This window comes from Corallococcus sp. bb12-1 (genome assembly GCF_026626765.1).
In the GTDB taxonomy this organism is placed as follows: domain Bacteria; phylum Myxococcota; class Myxococcia; order Myxococcales; family Myxococcaceae; genus Corallococcus; species Corallococcus terminator.
The window spans coordinates 717,031-736,190 of the sequence record NZ_JAPNJZ010000018.1; the positions used below are offsets into that span (position 1 = coordinate 717,031).

Genomic DNA, 19,160 nt, shown 5'->3' on the forward strand with positions numbered 1-19,160 from the left:
CCTGACGGGCAGGGCCGGTTGAGACAAAGCGCTAGTAGTAGCGCTTGCGCTTGCTGCTGGGGAGGATGCCCAGCACCTCGCGGTACTTGGCCACCGTGCGCCGGGCGATTTCGGTGCCCTGCGAGCGCAGGAGCTCGACAATCTTCTGGTCCGAGTACGGGTTGCGCGAGTCTTCCTGCGACACGAGCTGCTTGATGTGGTGCTTCACCGCTTCGCTGGCCGTGTCCTCGCCGGACACGCGCGCGATGGACGAGTTGAAGAAGTACTTCAGCTCGAAGATGCCTTGCGGCGTGTGCACGTACTTGCTCGTCGTCACGCGGCTGACGGTGGACTCGTGCATGCCGATGTCCTCCGCCACGTCGCGCAGGATGAGGGGCTTGAGGTGCGCGATGCCCTTGTCCAGGAAGTCCTTCTGGAACTTCACGATGCTCTCGGTGACCTTGTAGATGGTCCGCTGCCGCTGGTGGATGGAGCGGATGAGCCACATCGCGCTGCGCAGCTTGTCCTGGATGAAGTCCTTCGTCTGGCCGGGGCTCACGGCGCCGTTCTTCAGCGCGTTCCGATACATGCCGGAGATGCGCAGCTTGGAGAGGCCGTCGTCGTTGAGGACGACCGTGTATTCCTCCTCGGCCAGCTTGTAGACGAAGACATCCGGGGTGATGTACTGCGCGTCGTCCCCGCTGAAGTTGCGGCCCGGCCGCGGATCCAGCTTGGGCAGCAGCTTCGCCGCCGCGATGACCTCGTCCAGGGTGACCTTGAGGTCCTTGGCGATGGCCGGCAGGTTCTTGGACTCCAGATACTTCATGTGCCGCTTGATGATGAGGCCCATCAGCGCGGCGTTCGGGTCCTTCATCGCCTGGAGCTGGATGAGCAGGCACTCCTGGAGGTCGCGCGCGCCACAGCCGCGGGGCTCCAGGTTCTGGATGCGGCGCAGGGTGCGCTCGGCGACGTGCATGGGCACGTCCGCCTCGTTGGACAGGCGGATGAGCGGGTCGCCTTCGATGTCCGGGAGCTTGAGGTAGCCGTCGTCGTCCAGGTTGCCCAGGATGAGCACCGCCACGCGGCGCTCGGCCTCGTTGAGCCGCAGCGTGCCCAGCTGCTCCTGGAGGTGGTCGACCAGGTCCTCCTTCTTCACCATGTTGGCTTCGAACGACGGCAGGTCGTCCGTGGCCACGTTGCCCTTGTTGGAGGCGGTGGTGGGCTCGTTGAACTGGTAGCTGTTGAGGTACGCCTCCCAGTCGATTTCAGGCGGGCCTTCCCCGTCCGCCTTGAATTCCTGGGCCGTCTCGGGATTCGCGGAAGGCATGTCGCCGTCGCGAATGGCCTCGGCGTTGTCGGCCTCCAGCGAGGCCTCGCCCGGCTCCTTCTCGCTCACCTCGCCCGGCATGCCCTCCTCGGGCTGCTCCAGGAGCGGGTTCTGCTCCATCTCCTCCCGGACCTGGTCCAGGAGTTCCATCCGAGAGAGCTGGAGGAGCTTGATGGCCTGCTGCAACTGGGGCGTCATCACCAGTTGCTGCGCGAGCTTCATGCTCTGTTTGAGTTCCATCGCCATGTGGGGGCGTCTCCAGAAGACGTGCGTGCCGACTCGATGGGAGTTCCCATCAAAGACCGTGCCAACCTAACAAGGCGACCCGGCCACGTCCAGTGCCCCTCCGCATGGTTCTTGATTTGCAGTGTGAAAAATCTGCAAGAAATCCAGAAGGTTGCCGCAACCCCCGCCTGCCTGCCCTGTGTTCAAACGTCGACGCAAAAGCGGGGCCAACTTCACGCTGAGCATCTGGAGACGTACGAACAGTGTGATTCGTCAAGGGACCTGGAGACGGAAGCGGTCTCCCAGGTAGACGGCTCGCGCACGGGCGGACCCGGCGATCTGCTCGGGGGTCCCCTCTTCAAGAATCTGACCCTGTGCGATGATGTAGGCCCGGTCACAGATGCCCAGGGTGTCCTGGACGTTGTGGTCGGTGATGAGGATGCCCAGGCCCCGCTCGCGCAGCAGGTGGATCTGCCGCTGGAGGTCGCCCACGTTGATGGGGTCCACGCCGGCGAAGGGCTCGTCGAAGAGGATGAAGCGGGGGGAGGGGATGAGGCTGCGGGCGATTTCGGCGCGTCGGCGCTCGCCGCCAGAGAGGGTTTCTCCCCAGGACTCGGCCACGTGGGTGAGGCCGAACTCCTCCAGGAGGGTGTCGGCGCGCTTCTTGCGGTCGGCGCTGCCCAGGCCCTTCTCCAGCTCCAGCACGGCGAGGAAGTTCTCGCGCACCGTGAGCTTGCGGAAGACGGAGGCCTCTTGCGGCAGGTAGCCCACGCCCCGGCGCGCGCGGCGGTGCATGGGCAGGTGGGTGAGGTCCTCGTCGCCCACGCGCACCCGGCCCGCGTCCGGCGTCACCAGCCCCACCACCATGTTGAAGCTCGTCGTCTTGCCGGCGCCGTTGGGGCCCAGGAGGCCCACCACCTCACCGGGGGCGACGTTGAAGGAGACGTCCCGCACCACCTGGCGGCGGCGGAAGGACTTCTGGAGCCCTTCCGCGTACAGCCTCGCGCCCGGGGTCATGGAGGCGTGCCCCCGGGCGCGGGGGTGGCGACTCCCGGCTTGGGCGCGGCGGGCGCCTTCTTGCGGGTGCCGGGAACAGCGGTGGAGGCCGGGGACTCCACGAGGATGCGGGCGTTCTCCACCTCCACGCGCTCGTTGCCCAGGATGAGGCGGACCTTGGTGCCGGTAACGTAGGTGTTGCCCTGCCGCGCTTCGGGCGAGCCCGTCACCACCAACACGCCGGAGGGGACGTCGTAGTCGGCGCGCTCCCCCCTGGCCTGCCGGTCGCCGTCCACGGCGCGCACGTTGCCGGAGCACACCACGCGCGTCACCTCGCGCGTCTGGTTGTAGTAGGCGGTCATCTTGTCGCAGCGGATGTCCATCGTCTGGTGCTTCACCTTCACGTTGCCGGTGAGCACCGCCTGGGTGCGGTCGCCGGAGACGAGGTCGGCGGACAGGTCCACCGGGTTCTGCAGCTTGCCGGGGGCCAGCGAGACGCCCGGCGCGGGGAGCGGCGCGGCCGGGGCGGGCGTCGCCACCGGGGTGCCAGGCTTCGTTGCCGGGGAAGTGGTCGCCCCCGCCGTCGGGGCCGGGCCCGCGGGCTTCGCGGCCAGGGCGGGCGTGGGCTGGGCCAGGAACAGCGCCATCACGAGGAACTCGATCACTGCGCGGCTCCACCCAGCACGGTTTCGACCGTGCCTTCGAAGGTGAACGTCTCATCCGGCGCGGACAGCTCGAAGCGGTCCGCGCGCATCTGGTAGTCGGGGCCCTGCATCGTCACGCCCTCATCGCCATGCGCCCGCTGCGTCGTGGCGTCGTAGGTGAGCCGCGGCGTGCGGGCCACCATGCCGTCACCGGTGCGCACGACGACGCCTCCGCTGCCCACCCACCGTTTGGACGCGAGGCTGCCGTCCATATTCGGCGCGGTGATGACCGTGCCTCCCGCCATGGGCAGGGGCGAGCCCTTCGCGCCCTGGCCGGGTGGCAGTCGCACGACCACGTCCGTGGCCTGCACCTCGCCGCCCGCGCGCCGGTAGTGCACGGTCCGGGCGGAGCCGGACACCATGAGCTTCTCGCCTTCGAACGAGCGCAGGCGCGCGCCCTCCAGCACCACGTCCGGGCGCGGTTCGGTCGCGACGCCCTCGGCGGGACGGCGCGGCGCGCAGGCGGTGGCGAGGAGTCCCAGGAAGCTCAAGGCAAGGAGGCGCGACACGGGGTCTTCCTTATCACCGCACCGGGGTGGACGCTGGGTCGGGAAGGGCCGGGGAAGCGGCCTGCGACGCCTCCATGACAGGGCGCGTCTTCCAGCGTTGGTGCATCCACACCCACTGTTCGGGCGCTCGGCGGATGGCGGCCTCGATGCGCTGGGACAGGGCGGCGGTGAGCGCCTGGACGGCCGCTTCACGCTCCGTCACCTCCGGCGCGGGGACTTCCTCCATGGTGAGCCGGTAGCCTTCGCCGTCCCGCTGGCAAAAACCCACCACCACGGCCGCGCCGGTGCGCAGCGCCAGGTCCGCCGCCGCGCGCGGGGTGGCGGCCAGCTCCCCGAAGAAGGGCACGAAGACGGACTGCACCTTGGTGTCCTGGTCGATGAGGATGCCCAGGATTTCGCCGCTGCGAAGGGTGCGGAGCATGGCCCGCGCCGCGCCCTCCTGGCCGCGCCAGATGCTGCGCACCCCACCCTTCGCCCGGAAGTCCTCCACGAGCGCGGTGAGGCGCGGGTCGCTGGACTCCTTGGCGATGCTCTGGCTGGGGTAGCCCGCCTTCGCCACGCGCCGGGCGAGCAGCTCCCAGTTGCCCACATGGCCGGAGACGAAGACGACGCCCTTGCCCTTCGCGAGCGCCGCCTCCAGCACGGCCCGGTCCTCCGGGGGCCAGGACACCAGGGCCTCCAAGCCCTCATCCAGTGCGCGCGAGGAAGCCACCTCCAGGGCGGCGGCGGCCAGATGGCGGAAGGCGCCACGGGCGAGTGCGTCACGCTCCGCGTCGCTCCGGTCGGGGAAGGCGCGGGCGAGTGACTTGAGGGCCTTGCGCCGCTCGCCTCCGGCGATGGCATAGGCCCAGCCGCCCAGCGTCATGCCCAGGGTGCGCGCGGCTCCCAGCGACAGGAACTGGAGCAGGCGCAACATCCCGGCGATGAGCAGGTAGCGCAGGTAACGCTTCAGGCGCTTTGTTAAGGGGGGACGCTCCACGACGCGTCTCCATATCCCATGCGCGAATACAACTTCGACGGCCTCATTGGTCCCACCCACAATTACGCCGGTCTCTCGCCCGGCAACCTGGCGTCACAGACCCACGGGGGCCAGCCGAGCCAGCCCCGGGCGGCGGCGCTCCAGGGGCTGGAGAAGATGCGCTTCGTGTCGGAGCTGGGCGTGGGGCAGGCGGTGCTGCCACCCCAACCGCGCCCGTCCCTGCGCACGCTGCGCGCCCTGGGCTTCACGGGCTCCGACGAGGAGGTCATCACCCGCGCGGCGCGCGACGCCGAACACCTGCTGCGCCTCACCTCCAGCGCCTCCGCCATGTGGACGGCCAACGCGGCCACCGTCGCGCCGTCGGTGGATACGGCGGACGGCCGGGTGCACCTGACGCCCGCGAACCTCACGCAGATGTTCCACCGCGCCATCGAGGCGGACACCACGCACGCGGTGCTGCGCGCCATCTTCGCGGATCCGAAGCACTTCCAGGTCCATGCCCCCCTGCCCGGCGCCGCGCACTTCGCGGACGAGGGCGCGGCGAACCACACGCGCCTCTTCACGCCCGGACACAAGGCCGTGCACGTGCTCGCCTGGGGCCGCAGCGCGTGGCAGGACGTGAAGGGCCCGCAGCGCTTCCCCGCGCGCCAGACGCTGGAGTCCAGCCAGGCCCTGGCCCGGCTGCACCAGTTGAATCCAGAGCAGGTGCTGATGCCGCAGCAGCATCCGGACGGCATCGACGCGGGCGCGTTCCACACCGACGTGCTCGCGGTGGGCAACGAGCGCTTCCTCATGCTGCACGCGCTGGCGTTCGCCGACCACCCGGCACTCCTCGCGACGCTGCGCCAGAAGCTGGGCGAGGACTTTCGCTCCGTGGTGGCGACGGACGCCGAGCTGCCGGTGAAGGACGCGGTGAAGGCCTACCCGTTCAACTCGCAGGTGCTGTCGCTGCCGGATGGCACCATGGCCATCATCGCGCCCATCGAGAGCCGCGAGACGCCCCACGCGCACGCCTTCCTGCAACGCGTGGTCGCCGAGGACAACCCGGTGAAGGCGGTGCACTACCTGGACGTTCGACAGTCCATGAACAACGGCGGAGGTCCGGCGTGTCTGCGCCAGCGCATCTCCCTGACGGACGCGGAGAAGGCCGCCATCACCGCGGACGTCTTCTACTCCCCCGCCCTCCATGAGGCCCTTGCCGCGTGGGTGCGCCGTCACTACCGCGAAGTGCTGCGCCCCGAGGACGTGAGGGATCCGCTGCTCGCGCGCGAGACGATGACCGCGCTCGATGAGCTGACGCGGCTCTTGAAGCTGGGCAGCGTGTACGATTTCCAGCAGTAGCCGTGCCTGCCTGCCTGCCCTCCGTCACACCCGGCGAGGGCAGGCTCCCACGTCCCCCTGAATGGGTGTGGCGAATGGCCGCCTGCGTCGTCCGGACACACCTTGAACGTTGAGGAGGTGAGGTCCCCATGATCCCGATTGCCATCCAGCAATACCTCCGGCGCCATCGCGTCCCCTTCGAGCGGTATGCCCACGCCCGGGCCGTGACCGCGACGGAGTTGGTGGACGTGCTGAACGTGCCCGGCTGGCGCGTGGCGAAGTCCGTCATCGTGAAGGCGAACCGTCAGCCGTGGATCGTCGTCGTGCCCGCGCTCGCGACCGTGAACCTGCGCCAGGTTCGAGACATCCTGGGCGTGCACACGGTGCGGCTCGCCGCCGAGTCCGAGTTCGTCGACCATTTCCCCGGCTGTGAAGTCGGCGCCGAGCCACCCTTTGGAGAGCTGTACGGCCTGCCCGTGGCCGTGGACGAATCGCTGAGCCTCAACGAGCGGCTGTTGTTCCGCGCGGGCTCACACGAGGAGGCCCTGGAGCTGCGCTTCCAGGACTTCGCGCGGCTGGAGTGGCCCCTGGTCGCGTCGTTCATCCACCCGCTCGTGAATGAGCGGGAGACGCGGGATTCGTATTCCACTTCCAGGGACGAGGGGTCGGGCGCTTCGGCCTGACTGCCTGGGCCCTCCGTCAAGGCGCCGGGGAATCGCTGACCGCCTGCGAGCGGCCCGAGGACGGCTCGTGCTCCCGCGCGTTCGGATCCTCCAGCAGCTCGCGACGACGCGTGTCCACGCGCGCACGCTCGCGTGACTCCAGCCGCACCGCCCAGGCCTCCACCTCCGCGCGCCGTGAGCCGCCGGGAGGCATGAGCCGCAGGCCCTCGTGCACCGAGCGCGCCGCCGCGTCGTAGCGCGACAGCAACTCCTGCAGGCGGGCCACCGCGAAGTGGTTCTCCGGACCGGGCACCAGCCCCGCGACCGAGCGCCGCTGCTCCAGCGCGCGGGCCAGCAGTCCCTCACGCTCGAAGCAGTCCGCCTCCAGCGAGAGCAACCGCGCGCGCTGCTGGAGGCTCGTCAGGAAGGGCGCCACCGCGGCCAGCGTGTCCCGGGACCGCCGCGTCAGGCCCACCTCCTGCTGCCGCGCGGCCAGGGTGAACGCCAGCTCCACGTCCTGGGGAAAGCGCTTCGCGAGGGACTCCAGCGACTGGAGCGCCTCCTTGAGCTTGCCTTGTGCGCGCCACACGTCGGCGCGCAGCAGGTGCGTGGCCAGGGCATCCGGAGCCCGTCGCTCCACCTCCACGCACGCCGCCTCCGCCGCCTCCAGTTCCCCCTGAGCCAGCCGGCCGCGAACCTCCTGCATCCACAGCGCGGTGGCCTCGGGGCGGCCCTCGAAGTGTTCCCGCGCCCAGGCGAGCCAGTCCAGCCCCAGCGCGCGGCGCTCCGGCACACCGAGCAGCGCCTGGGCCATCTCCGTGGCCTGTCCGGGAGCTTCGGACGTGAGGGTCGCGAGTTCCCCTGGCGTGCGCGCCCGGGGCATCGCTTCGGACAGCAACACGCGCGCGTCGCCGCCCTCATGCGCCAGGCGGTACTCCAGGAAGGCCTGCTCGCGCCGGCCCAGGTGCAGCAGGGCCCTCGCCACCACGCGGTGCGCCGGGGCATCCAGGGGCCGCAGGTACAGCACGTGGTTGACGAAGGCCAACGCGTCCTTCGCTCCCTCCACGCCGTCGCCTACGGAGGCCATCGCCACCAGGCGGTACAGCAGGTAGTCCGTCGGGTGCACGTCGATGAGCGACAGCCCCAGCGCGCGGACTTCCGCTCGGGGGGCCCGGGCCGACACGCGTTGGGCCAGCAGCGCTTCCGCGTCCTCCATCCTCCGCCTGCCCGGCACGAGCGCGACGAGCATCACCGCCGTGAGCGCCGCCGCCAACGCCAGCGCCGGGCCCGAGGGAATTCGATGGGTGCGCGTGCTCCGCGCGAACAGGCGCTCCGATTCACGGGGCCGCGCCACCGCGCCCAGGACCACCGCCACCGCCACCGCGCACGCGGGCAGCTCCAGGCTGAAGTCGAACAGGTTGTGCAGCGCCAGGGCCGCCACGCCCGACAGCACCGCCAGCTCCACGGGGCCGTGGCCTTCGCGCCGCACCAGCCCCACGAAGCCCCAGACGCCCAGCGCCAGCAGCAGCAGGCCCGGCACGCCCCACTCCGTCGCCACCTGCAACACCGCGTTCTCCGGGTGCGTGAAGGTGTTGGGGTTCGCTTCGGTCTGGTAGCGCGGGAACGCGGCCTCGAACGCGCCGCGCCCCATGCCCAGCACCGGGAAGGCGCGGGCCGCGCGGGCCATTATCGGCCACGGCTCCACCTTGCCGTGGCGCAGGGACTCCACGCTGTCCGCCGTGCGCGCCTCCGCCCACAACTGGTCCGCCGCCAGGTACGCGCCCACCGACAGCGTCGCCAGCAGCCCCAGCAGCACCGCCGCGCCCCGCCCCCAGGAGGGCTTCGCGGGCGTGCGCGCCTCCCTGCGCTGCTTCGACAGCCACGCGGCGAGCAGCACCTGCCCGAAGACGAAGAACACGATGCCCGCGCGCGACAGCGACAACAGCACGCCCGCGCCGGAGAGCAGCGCGGCCATCGCGAAGGGCCATGCGCTGGAGCGCGACGGCTTCGACAGCGCCAGCCCCACCGCCACCGTCGCCGCGAGCCCCAGGAAGCCCGCGAGGTGGTTGGGGTTGCCGAACGGCGTCACCAGCGGCGGCCTCGCATGCACGTACGCCCGCAGGCCGAACAGCGTCTCCACGTTGAAGAGCGCATGCCCCAGCCCCACCGCCGCCACCGCCGCGCCCGTGAAGGCCAGCACCGACAACAGCCGCTTGCGCGACGCCCGGGCCCGGCACACCTGCGCCGCCGCGAGGAACGTCAGGAGATAGGCCCCGTGCTTCGCCAGCTCCCTCCACGTGGCGGAAGGCTCCAGCGACACCGGCCGGAAGCCCGTGAGTCCAAGCGGCACGAGCACGTCCGCGCGCAGGGCCGCCGCCTCCGGGCTCACCCACCCGAGCAACACTGGCGGCAGCGGCACGAGTTGCAGCGCGCACAGCAGCACGCCCCCCACGAGCGGCGCCGCCAGGAAGGGAATCCTGGGAGTCTCCCCCTGCCGGCGAGCCCCCACCACCGCCAGCACCGCGGCCAGTCCGGCCAGGGCACTCAGGGGCCAGGACCCCCAGTGCGCCGCGCCGCCCAGCGCCACCGGGCCCAGCACCAGCAGCGCCGCGAGGGCCGCCTCAGCGGACAGGGTGTACCGGGAGACGCGACGGGACTCGGGAGCCATGCGGAGGGCGCGAGTATGTCACGCGGGCCGGGCGGGTCAGTTCCTTCACCCGCGCCCCTCCCTTCAGCCAGGAGACACACCGCCCGGACGCCTCCTTCCCGGACAGGGCCCGGGAACCGTCGAATGAACCAGGGCGCCGGGACATCGCTTGCATCCGGAGACCCATCTGGCATCGTCCCCGGCCCATGCGTCGCCTCCTGCTCACCGCCGCCGTTCTTTGCGCCTCCCTCTCCGGACTCACCGCGTGCAAGACGAGTTGCCGCGAACTGTCCGAGAAGCTCTGCGAGTGCGCTTTGAACTCGGTGGAGAAGCAGATCTGCCAGCAGCGCGCCGCGGACGAGGAAGCCCGCGTGGAGCCCACCGCGGAGAATGAAATCGTGTGCGAGGAGAGGCTCGAAGGCTGCGACTGCCGCACCATCGAGACCGAGGAAGGCAAGAAGGCCTGCGGCCTCGCCCGCTGAACGCCGTCCGCTGAAGACCGCCAGCCCCCCGCCGAGGCCCCCGACGTACGGGCGGGCCCGGAAGGTGCTTCAGGCCCCCGGAGCCACGCGCGCAGGCACCGGAGTTCCGCCGTCCACCCAAGGCTGGAGCCCGCGCTTCACCCGTGAGCGCCACGGCGTCTCCACCCAGCGGTGCATCGCCAGCGACGCGGGCACCAGCAGCACCATCAACACCGCCAGGAAGCGCCAGGGCGACGTCAGGTCCACGCGCGTCTCCAGCCAGTGCACGAACTCACTGATGGGGTACTGGAGCAGGTACAGCGCGTAGCTGGCCCCGCCCAGGTGCACCAGCCACGGCCGCGCGAGCACCGCCCCCAGCGCACCGCCTCCGCGCGCCAGCCCGTACACCAGCAGCGCCGACGCGGGCGCCAGCAGCGCGTTGTGCATCAGCGGGTACGGAATCCGCCCGCCCTGCGAGAAGCCCACGACCAGCAGCGCCGCGCCCGCCACCGCCATCACCGCGCCGGAGCGGGAGGGCGCGACGGTGTTCGCACGCTCGCGCACGAAGACGAGCCCCAGCAGCACGCCCATGAGGAACTCCGGCAGGCGCAGCAGCGGGTTGAACTTCAGCACCGCCAACCAGAAGCCCTCGGACGCGGCGTCCAGCGCGCCGGGACCGTCCGGCCGCAGGACGACGTAGAGCACCGGCGGCAACAGGCCCAGGGCCCACACGCCCACCAGGGCCACCTTCATCCACGCGCCCTTGAAGCCCTCCAACCGGCGTCCCAGCGAAGGGAACAGCGCGTAGAAGAACGCCTCCACCGACACGGACCAGCCCGGCGGGTTCCAGTACAGCGCGAGCTTGGGCACCCACGCCTGCAACAGCGCCAGCGTGCTGAAGGCCGCGGTGCCCAGCTTCGCCGCCGCCACGGGCAGCGAGTTCACCGCCAGCGAGCGCCCCATGGTGGGCGCCGCGGACAGCAGGAACGTCAGCAGGAACACCGGGTAGACGCGCGCCAAGCGGGCGCTCCAGAAGGAGCGGGACGGCGTCTGCATCCGGCCTTCGGTGTCCACGTAGTTGTACGCGAGCACGAAGCCGGACAGCAGGAAGAACACGCCGACGGACGCGTAGCCGGAGGCCACGATGTGGACCATCCACTCCGGCGCCCACCCCGTGAGGCAGGGTGTCCCGAAGTGGAAGAGGACCACGTGCAGGGCCGCCAGGAAGCGCAGCCCCGTGAGGGCATCCAGTGAAGCGCCCGTCTTCTGCTTCATCTCTAGCGGCGCCCGATGCCGAAGTAGGTGAAGCCCTGCTCACGCATGCGCGCGGGCTGGAAGATGTTGCGGCCGTCGAAGATGACGGGCGACTTCATCAGCGACTTCATGCGCGCGAAGTCCGGGTGGCGGAACTCGTTCCACTCGGTGACGACGAACAGGCCGTCCACGCCCTCCAGCGCGTCGTAGGGCAGCTCCGCGTAGCGGATGCGGTCGCCGAAGACGCGCTTGGCCGCGTGCGAGGCCACCGGGTCATGGGCAATCACCTGCGCGCCCTTGCCGATGAGGCCCTCGATGACCTCGATGGACGGCGCCTCGCGCATGTCGTCCGTCTTGGGCTTGAAGGCCAGGCCCCACACGCCGAACTTCTTGCCCTCCAGCGTGCCGTAGTGCTTCACGGCCTTGTTCACGAGCAGCTTCTTCTGCCGCTCGTTGGTGCGCTCCACCGCGCGCAGCAGGTCCAGCTCCAGGCCGTACTCACGCGCCGTGGTGACCAGTGCCTTCACGTCCTTGGGGAAGCAGGAGCCGCCGTAGCCCACGCCGGGGAAGAGGAACGGGTAGCCGATGCGCTTGTCCGCGCCCAGGCCCTTGCGCACGAAGTCCACGTCCGCGCCGACCTTCTCGCAGAGCGCGGACACGTCGTTCATGAACGAGATGCGCGTGGCGAGCATCGCGTTGGCCGCGTACTTCGTCAGCTCCGCGGAGCGCGTGTCCATGAAGAGGATGGGGTTTTCGGTGCGCACGAAGGGCGCGTACAGCTCGCCCATAAGGTTCCGGGCGCGCTCGGTGTCCGCGCCAATGACGACGCGGTCCGGCTTGAAGAAGTCGTCCAGCGCGGCGCCTTCCTTGAGGAACTCCGGGTTGGAGACGACGTCGAACTCCACGCTCGTCACCTTGGCGATGGCCTCCCGCACCTTGTCCGCCGTTCCCACCGGCACGGTGCTCTTGTCCACCACCACCGTGTACTGCTTGATGGCGCGGCCCACCGCCTGCGCCGCCGCGATGACGTACTGGAGGTCGGCTTCGCCGCTCTCTCCTTCGGGGGTGCCCACCGCGATGAACACGGCCTGGGCGTTCGCCACGCCCTCCGCCAGGTTCGTCGTGAACGTGAGGCGCTTCTCCTTCACGTTCTTGCGGATCAGCTCCTCCAGACCCGGCTCGTAGATGGGAACCTGCCCATCCTGGAGCATGCGGATCTTCCGCTCATCGATGTCCACGCACGCGACGTCGTTGCCCGAGTCCGCGAAGCAGGTGCCCGCGACGAGTCCGACGTAGCCCGATCCGATAATGGCAATACGCATTCTTGAAAGGTCCTGGGTTTTCGACAGGTGGCGTCATGAACTTCTACGCCGACCCGCGCACCGAAAGAAAGCCCAGGGGCGCTGAACGCCGAGCGACCGGACAGGCTTATCGCCCTGTGAGGAGACGTCGCAGCCGATCCACGCCCCGCAGGGCAGAGGCCCGTCCGGGGGTGCTCACTGGACCCACCACCCCCCGGTCCAAAAGCTCCCGGGTCGCCCGCCGCAGCGGAGGCATGGCGGCGGTGGCCTGCGCCGCCGCCTCCGGGAACAACCGCGCGACGATGGCCAGCGACGTGTACAGCGCGCGCTCCAGGCCGAACGCCTCCGCCCGCTCCAACAGGGCGGGAACGTCCATGGGTCGCGAATACACGCCGCCCATCCAGGTGGCCCCGGTGACGAGCTCGCGCAGGTCCACGAAGGACAGCCACGGCACGTCGTAGCCGTGGTGGGCCTGGTCCAGCGCGGTGAGCAGGAGCACGTCCTCCAGCTCCGGACGGAAGACGGACGCGCCGTAGACCTTCATGGGTCGGGCGCGGTCGAAGATGCCGGCCAACTGCTCACGTCGGCTCGCGCCCAGCACGTCCGAGTACAGATAGATGGGCGTGCGGCCGTCGGACACCACGCGCGCGGCGCCGCTGTTCGTCGTGTCGGTCTCCGGGACGAACTCGTGGTTGGACAGGTAGCCGGCGAAGCCGTCCACGTCCAGGCGGCGCACCAGCACCTGGATGTCCAGCACGGGGCGGAAGCCCACGTGGGGGTAGAGCGCCTCCGCGAAGGCGGCCCCACCCAGGAGCAGGATTTTGCGGCCCTCCAGCTGGTCCACGATGCGCTTGAAGTGGACCAGCTTCATGACGTTGTCGTTCACGGAGCCGGTGTAGATGGACATCATCCGGTCGCGGGCCCACTCGGGCGCCTCGCCTCCGCCCATCCGATACTCCAGGTTGTACGCGGCGAGCGGCGCCAGCCCCTGGGAGATGGCCCAGTCGACGTAGGCCTCCCAGGGAGCACCCCGGAGCTTTCCGCGCGGGGGCTCGAAGGAGGACAGGACCCGGAAGGTATCGAGAAGGCTGGGCGCCATGGTGCGGCACCTTTAATGGTCCGGGCCCATCCGCCGCAATGACCGTCTTGCACACGGTCCTGCCGAGCACCCTACCCGCCGCGCGCCCAGTGCCCGCGCAGCCGGCGGAGCGCGTAGCCCACCATGGGCCGGGCCCGGGGTGCCAGGGCGAGCTTCGCGGCCACCCAGGCGGGCTTGTTCCGGGCCAGCTGCGCGTCCACGAGCCGGGGCCCGGAGAACAGCCGGTGCGCCAGCGCGCGCTGCCACCCGGGCGGGGCCAGGGCCTTCAGCACCCACGCCGGCACGGGCGCGTCCAGCAGCCGGTGACCAGCGTCCCAGGCGTACCACGCCAGATGGGGCAGGCCCGTCTCCTTCGCGCGCGCCACCACGCGGTCCCAGTCCAGGTGGGGCTTCGCCCGCGCCAGCAGCTTCAGGTCGAAGAGCCACGTCAGCCGCTGCAACAGGTGGTTGCTCGCGTGGAGGGCCAGGTACACGGCCTCATCCTCCGCGCACAGGTAGCGCACGCGCAGGCCGGCCAGGTCCGCGTCCTCGGCGCGGGCCACCAGCGCGTCGCCCTCCAGCGCCTGGCCGTAGCCGGCGAGTGCCCGGTAGTGCAGCTCCACCAGCCCCGCGGGGCCGGTGAGCTCGACATGGTGCGTGTCGTCGCGGTCCCCTTCGCCGGCCTTCGTCGTCAGGCCCAGCCCTTCGAGCGCGTGCACGGCGCACATCACCCGGGCGCGCGGCACCAGCAGGTCCACGTCGGTCGTCGCCCGGAGGAGCGGCTCCGGGTAGAGCCTGCGGGCCAGGCCATAGCCCTTGAGCAGCACCGGCACCACGTCCACCGCCGCCAGCGCCTCCACGCTGCGCAGGAGCAGCGCCCGCACGCGCATGCCCCGGGCCGCGCCCGCCAGCGACTCGCGGCGCAGCAGGGCCCGCGACTCCTCGGGGAGGGACAGGTCCGCGCGGACGAGCGCGTGCTCGACGAAACCCGCGAGCCCGTGGCGCACGGCGGCCTTCACCAGCGCATCCGCTTCCTCCGGGGGCACGGGCGTGGCGGGGGCCTCCGGCCAGGCCTTCAGCAGTGACAGCAGGGCCAGAGGGGGAACCGGGCTCACGGGGGCCTACCGCCGCAGCGCGATGATGCGCCCGGGCTCGGCGACTTCCAGGGCCGCGAGTTGCACGGTGCGCTCCGCCACCGCGTCCGCGACCACTTCCAGCGCCAGCTCCTCGTCGCGGTCGATGGTGCTCCGCCCGTCGCGCCAGCACAGGCGCAGCGTGCCGAGCAGGACCTCTCCGTCCTTCACCTCGACGCTCACCTCCAGCGGGGAGGACGTGCCGGCCTCCGGACGCCGCGCCTCGAAGACGACGCCCTCGGTGTCCTGCTCATGCGGGCGGCGCAGGCGCAGCTCCTGTTGGGACGCGTCCAGGCCCTGCGCCAGGGGACGCACGGCGTTCCACACATCCTGGAGCGAACCGGCCGCGCGCACCGCGCCGGTGACGGCCTTCACCAGCGTGCGCAGTTGCTGGTTGCGCTGGCGCGTCTGCTGGACTTCGCCCGCGTGGCGCATGTCCAGGTAGCCAAGCTTGCGCATCAGCACCACGATGACGACGCCCACGCCGCTGAGCAGCAGCGCGCTCTGGACGCTGTTGGCGAAGTGGAGCCCCAGCGCGGTGACCATGAAGAGCGTGCACAGCCCGTAGAGCACCAGCACGGTGGTGCGGTGGGTGAGCAGCAGGCGGCTCATCAACCGGTGGTGGATGTGTTCCTTGTCCGCGCTGAACATGGGTCTGCCCAGGAGCGAGCGGCGCACCATGGCCAGCAGCGTGTCCATGATGGGCAGGCCCAGCGCCATCACCGGCACGAGCAGCGCCACCGCGGTTCCGCTCTTCGACGACGTCTTGATGGACACCGCCGCGAGCACGAAGCCCAGGAACATGCTGCCCGTGTCTCCCATGAAGATGGAGGCCGGGTTGAAGTTGAACACCAGGAACCCGAGGATGGCGCCCGCGAGCGCCGCCATCAGCAGGCACAGCAGCACGTCCCCGCGCATCAGCGCGAGCAGGAAGTGGGTGCCCACGCCGAAGAACGCGACGCCGCCCGCCAGCCCATCCAACCCATCGATGAGGTTGAGCGCGTTGATGACGCCCACCACCCACACCACCGTCAGCGGCAGGCTCAAGAGCCCCAGCGACAGCTCCGCGCCGAAGGGATTGGCGAGCACCTCGATGCGGAAGCCCAACGCGTACAGGCTCAACGCCACCGCGAACTGCACGGAGAACTTCAGCTTCGCGCCCGCGCCCTTCAGGTCGTCGTAGAGCCCCAGCGCCGCGATGACCGCGCCGCCCACGAAGAGCCCCACGATGAGGTCCGTCTGCGCGAGGAACTGGACGCCCACCCCCGAGTCCACCAGGAACAGCGCGCACAGCGGCGCGAAGAAGCCCCCGACGATGCCAATGCCGCCCAGCCTCGGGACGGGCCGCACGTGCACCTTGCGGCTGGAGTTCGTCTGATCCAACCAGCCCCACGCGAGCGCACGCTCACGGACGACCCACGTGAGCGCCAGCGCCACGAGAAGCGAAACAAGGAAGGCGGCGAGGAAGGTGATCATGCAGGAGGGTCAGGCCTCATCGTGACGGCCAGCGGTGCAGCGCGTCAATGTCCTGACCCCGGAGGGCAAGAACTGCGTGCCTGCCTACTTGCTGCCAACAGTCCGCTCGCGCAGGACTTCTTCGTAGAGCCCCTGCGTTCGAGCGGCGATGTCGGCCCAGGTGAGCCCCTGTACCTCCAGTTGGGCCGCACGGCGCAGGGCATACCGCCGGAGCGGATCCGCCACGAGCACCCGCACCGCCGCCACCAGCGCGGCCACGTCCCCGACGGGCACGAGCGAACCCGTGCGGCCCGGGTGCACGACGGAGGGCGCCACACCCACCGGGGTGGACACGGGAACGAGGCCTGAAGCCATGGCCTCCACCAACGCCATGCCGTAGCCCTCCGCGTGGCTGGGGAAGAGGAGCACCTCTTCTTGAGCGAGCAGGCCGGGCAGCGTCGCGTGGGCGTAGTGCGGCACCACGCGCAGTTGGGATTGGACGGACGGTGGAAAGGCGGCGCGGACCTCGGGTTCGGGGGTGCCGGTGCCGTACAGGGTCAGCGTGAAGGGCACGCCGAGCGCATGCAGCTGGCCCACCGCGGCGATGACATCCTCGCGCCCCTTGCGCTGGATGAAGGTGCCCACGGTCGCGAGGCGCAAGGGGCCGTCCGGGAGCGGCGCGGGCAGGGGCAGCCCGTGGAAGGCCTCGCCCAGGCCGTGCGGGATGAGGCGCAGCTTCGAGGCGGGGATGCGCAGCCGTTCTCGCGCGTAGGCCGCGTCCGCGTCGTTGAGGAGCACGGAGCGGTCCGCGAGGCGCAGCGACTGCGCCACCTCCCAGAGGCGGAAGCCGCCGTTGTACAGCGGGTACTTCCAGCTCAAGCGAGCCTTGCCCTCGCGTGCGTCGGCGCGGAGCTGTTCGGAGACGGTGTGCTCCAGGCCGTGGCTGCGGGTCACCAGCGCGTGACGGCGGGAAGCACCGGGACGTCCGGCCCGCGCCCAGGGCCACGCGTCGCCGGTGGTGACATCCAGCACGTCGTACTTGCGCGCCACGCGGGCGAGGTGCGCGGAGAGCTTCCACGGGAAGCGCAGGTTGTGGAGCGCGGTGTGGTGCTGCTCACCAGGGTAGGCGTCTCCGTAGCCGTAGTAGTCCACGGTGCAGCCCTGGGCCTGGAGCGCGCGGCCCAGCGCGAGCGTCACGCCGGGAGCACCCAGGTCCTGGGACAGGGGATGGTGGATGGCCAGGAGCACGCGCATGCAGGCGGACTCATAACAGGGGGTTCGACGGAGCCCGGGCATTTTGAAGGAGCACGGATGGCCTTCGCGGCCAGGACCCTGGCAGGCTGCCGCCCCCGGCGTTTGCCTTCCACCCCACAGGACGGTCCCCCATGCGCGTCAGCACCCACTTCGCCCTCTGGATGACGGGGCTGGCCCAGGCGGAGACCCAGACGACGGCGGGCGAACGCGCATGCCTTGCCCGGCACGCGGCGGGGCGGCAGCGGCTGGTGGAGATTGGCGTGTGGCACGGCGTGACGACGCGCGTGCTGCGCGCGGTGATGGACCCCACCGCGACCCTCTGGGCCGTGGATCCGTATCCGGTGGGACGGCTGCGCGTGAGCTTCCAGCAGCTCATCGCACACCGCGAGGTGGGCAGCGTGAACAACGGCCGCGTGGACTGGGTGCGCGACACCGGCGTTGGCGCCGCGCAACGGCACCGCGAGCGCGGCCTGCCCCCGGTGGACTTCGTCTTCATCGACGGGGACCACACCTACGAAGGGCTCCAGGGTGACTGGACCGCCTGGAGTCCGCTGGTGGCGCCGGGCGCCATCATCGCGCTGCATGACACCCACGCGAGCCCGTCGCGCCCGATGAACACCACGGGCAGCGCGCGCTACACGCGGGAGGTCATCCTCCACGACCCCGCGTTCGAGTGCGTGGACACGAACGATTCGCTGACGGTGATGCGCCGTCGCGACGCGTAGCCGGACGCCTCACATCCGCGGGCCCGCGAGCAGCGCCGCGCCGATGGCGCCGGACAGGTCGCCCAGCTCCGCCACGTGCATCGCGGGCTTGCGCTCCGTGATGAACAGGTGCGGGCCCATGGCGTCGCTGATGCGCTCCACGAATTGGGGGCCCAGCCGCGACCCCAGCCCCCCGCCAATGATGACGGCCTCCACGTCCAGCAGGTTGATGACGGACGCGACGGCCACGCCCATCATCGCCACCGCGCGGTGGATGAGGCGCGTCGCCAGCGGATCCTTCTCCTTCAGCGCTTTGGACCACACGCCGCTCGACAGCCGCGTGCGGCCCTTGTCGCGCATGATGTCGAAGAGGAGGGTCTTCTCCCCCCTCTTCACCGCGGCCTGGGCCTTGCGCTCCATGGACGCCCGGCCCGCGTAGGCCTCCAGGCAGCCGCGCCGGCCGCAGCCGCACCGCGCGCCGTTGGGCTTCACCACCATGTGGCCAATCTCTCCGGCGGAGCCCTGACCGCGCCAGGGGACGCCGTTGAGCACCAGTCCGCCACCAACGCCCGTGCCCCACCACACGCCCAGGACGGAGCGGTAGCCGCGACCCGCGCCCAGCTTGTACTCGGCGGCGACCGCCACCTGCACGTCGTTGCCCATGACGACCTTGCCGCCCACGAGGTCGCCCAGGTCCGACGCGATGGGATAGGGCTCTTCCCAGCCGCCCGCCACGTTGCTCGTATGCGCGAGCGTGCCGCTGTTCGCATCCACCGACCCCGGCGCGCCCACGCCCACGCCCGCGAGCTTCGCGGGTTCGAGGCCCGCGGTCCGCGCCGCCTCGCCCAGCGTGCCGTACAGTTCCTTCACCACCTCGCCCGGTCCGCCCTTGACGGGCGTCGTGTGGCGGGCGCGGCCCAGCACCTCGCCGCGAGCATCCACGACGACCGCTTCTATCTTGGTGCCCCCCAGGTCGATGCCTCCCCAGATGCGAGCCCGGTCGTTCGATCTTCCCTTCCCGTTCTTCACCGACGTGTCGGCCATGTCCCGCCCCCCCCGTGGATTCGCGGCACCTGTCGCCGCACCCGCGCAATCTGCGCAGCGCGGGCCTCCTCCGGGGCCATCGCACCAGGCACTCCCGCGCCCGCCCGCCCGCCCTCCAGGATTGCGGA

17 protein-coding genes are annotated in these 19,160 nt (G+C 70.8%); 4 read left to right on the forward strand and 13 right to left on the reverse strand.

The genetic code is table 11. From position 1 onward, the window contains the following. Positions 1-31 precede the first annotated feature (31 nt). From rpoN to OV208_RS23700, 5 genes are all read right to left on the reverse strand, one after another. The gene (gene rpoN, locus OV208_RS23680) at positions 32-1,552 is read right to left on the reverse strand and encodes an RNA polymerase factor sigma-54 (RefSeq protein WP_267576147.1); all 1,521 of its coding nucleotides are present in this window, start codon (positions 1,550-1,552) and stop codon (positions 32-34) included. Between the two features lie 252 nt (positions 1,553-1,804). Continuing rightward, complete coding sequence (lptB, locus tag OV208_RS23685) at positions 1,805-2,548, reverse strand: LPS export ABC transporter ATP-binding protein (RefSeq protein ID WP_267576148.1); 744 nt, start codon at positions 2,546-2,548, stop codon at positions 1,805-1,807. Continuing rightward, positions 2,545-3,192 carry an LptA/OstA family protein gene (locus OV208_RS23690; RefSeq protein ID WP_267576149.1) on the reverse strand — a complete coding sequence of 216 codons (648 nt, stop codon included), beginning with the start codon at positions 3,190-3,192 and terminating at the stop codon, positions 2,545-2,547. Before OV208_RS23690 ends, lptB begins: the two co-directional genes overlap by 4 nt. Beyond that, positions 3,189-3,740: an LPS export ABC transporter periplasmic protein LptC gene (gene lptC, locus OV208_RS23695; protein ID WP_267576150.1), complete on the reverse strand. Its 552-nt coding sequence runs from the start codon at positions 3,738-3,740 to the stop codon at positions 3,189-3,191. Before lptC ends, OV208_RS23690 begins: the two co-directional genes overlap by 4 nt. Before the next feature lie 13 nt (positions 3,741-3,753). After that, positions 3,754-4,719, reverse strand: a complete 966-nt coding sequence (locus OV208_RS23700; protein WP_267576151.1) for a lysophospholipid acyltransferase family protein — start codon at positions 4,717-4,719, stop codon at positions 3,754-3,756. 18 nt (positions 4,720-4,737) lie between these two features. Here OV208_RS23700 and astB point away from each other — a divergent pair, with 18 nt between their 5' ends. After that, complete coding sequence (gene astB, locus OV208_RS23705) at positions 4,738-6,060, forward strand: N-succinylarginine dihydrolase (protein WP_267576152.1); 1,323 nt, start codon at positions 4,738-4,740, stop codon at positions 6,058-6,060. 128 nt (positions 6,061-6,188) lie between these two features. Continuing rightward, positions 6,189-6,722, forward strand: coding sequence for an aminoacyl-tRNA deacylase (locus OV208_RS23710; protein WP_267576153.1), 534 nt, complete (start codon positions 6,189-6,191; stop codon positions 6,720-6,722). A gap of 16 nt (positions 6,723-6,738) precedes the next feature. Here the strand turns inward: OV208_RS23710 and OV208_RS23715 are convergent, their stop codons facing one another. Beyond that, positions 6,739-9,369: an O-antigen ligase family protein gene (locus OV208_RS23715; protein ID WP_267576154.1), complete on the reverse strand. Its 2,631-nt coding sequence runs from the start codon at positions 9,367-9,369 to the stop codon at positions 6,739-6,741. Between the two features lie 185 nt (positions 9,370-9,554). Between OV208_RS23715 and OV208_RS23720 the strand changes: the two genes are divergently transcribed. Beyond that, a complete protein-coding gene (locus OV208_RS23720; protein ID WP_267576155.1) occupies positions 9,555-9,830 on the forward strand; it encodes a hypothetical protein in 276 nt (91 codons plus the stop codon). Between the two features lie 69 nt (positions 9,831-9,899). Here OV208_RS23720 and OV208_RS23725 read toward each other — a convergent pair whose 3' ends face one another. From OV208_RS23725 to OV208_RS23750, 6 genes are all read right to left on the reverse strand, one after another. After that, positions 9,900-11,084 carry an acyltransferase family protein gene (locus tag OV208_RS23725; protein WP_267576156.1) on the reverse strand — a complete coding sequence of 395 codons (1,185 nt, stop codon included), beginning with the start codon at positions 11,082-11,084 and terminating at the stop codon, positions 9,900-9,902. A 2-nt stretch (positions 11,085-11,086) separates the two neighbouring features. Then, the gene (locus tag OV208_RS23730; RefSeq protein WP_267576157.1) at positions 11,087-12,385 is read right to left on the reverse strand and encodes a UDP-glucose dehydrogenase family protein; all 1,299 of its coding nucleotides are present in this window, start codon (positions 12,383-12,385) and stop codon (positions 11,087-11,089) included. Positions 12,386-12,491: 106 nt separating this feature from the next. Beyond that, the gene (locus tag OV208_RS23735) at positions 12,492-13,463 is read right to left on the reverse strand and encodes a nucleotidyltransferase family protein (RefSeq protein WP_267576158.1); all 972 of its coding nucleotides are present in this window, start codon (positions 13,461-13,463) and stop codon (positions 12,492-12,494) included. A gap of 71 nt (positions 13,464-13,534) precedes the next feature. After that, complete coding sequence (locus OV208_RS23740; RefSeq protein ID WP_267576159.1) at positions 13,535-14,557, reverse strand: nucleotidyltransferase family protein; 1,023 nt, start codon at positions 14,555-14,557, stop codon at positions 13,535-13,537. 6 nt (positions 14,558-14,563) lie between these two features. Then, on the reverse strand, positions 14,564-16,051 hold the full coding sequence (locus OV208_RS23745; protein ID WP_267576160.1) for an MraY family glycosyltransferase: 1,488 nt from the start codon (positions 16,049-16,051) through the stop codon (positions 14,564-14,566). A gap of 84 nt (positions 16,052-16,135) precedes the next feature. Continuing rightward, a complete protein-coding gene (locus OV208_RS23750) occupies positions 16,136-17,284 on the reverse strand; it encodes a glycosyltransferase family 4 protein (RefSeq protein WP_267576161.1) in 1,149 nt (382 codons plus the stop codon). 131 nt (positions 17,285-17,415) lie between these two features. Here OV208_RS23750 and OV208_RS23755 point away from each other — a divergent pair, with 131 nt between their 5' ends. Then, entirely contained in the window at positions 17,416-18,009 is a 594-nt protein-coding gene (locus tag OV208_RS23755) for a class I SAM-dependent methyltransferase (RefSeq protein WP_267576162.1), read from the forward strand. A 9-nt stretch (positions 18,010-18,018) separates the two neighbouring features. Here the strand turns inward: OV208_RS23755 and OV208_RS23760 are convergent, their stop codons facing one another. Continuing rightward, on the reverse strand, positions 18,019-19,032 hold the full coding sequence (locus OV208_RS23760) for an ROK family protein (protein ID WP_267576163.1): 1,014 nt from the start codon (positions 19,030-19,032) through the stop codon (positions 18,019-18,021). Between the last annotated feature and the right edge of the window lie 128 nt (positions 19,033-19,160).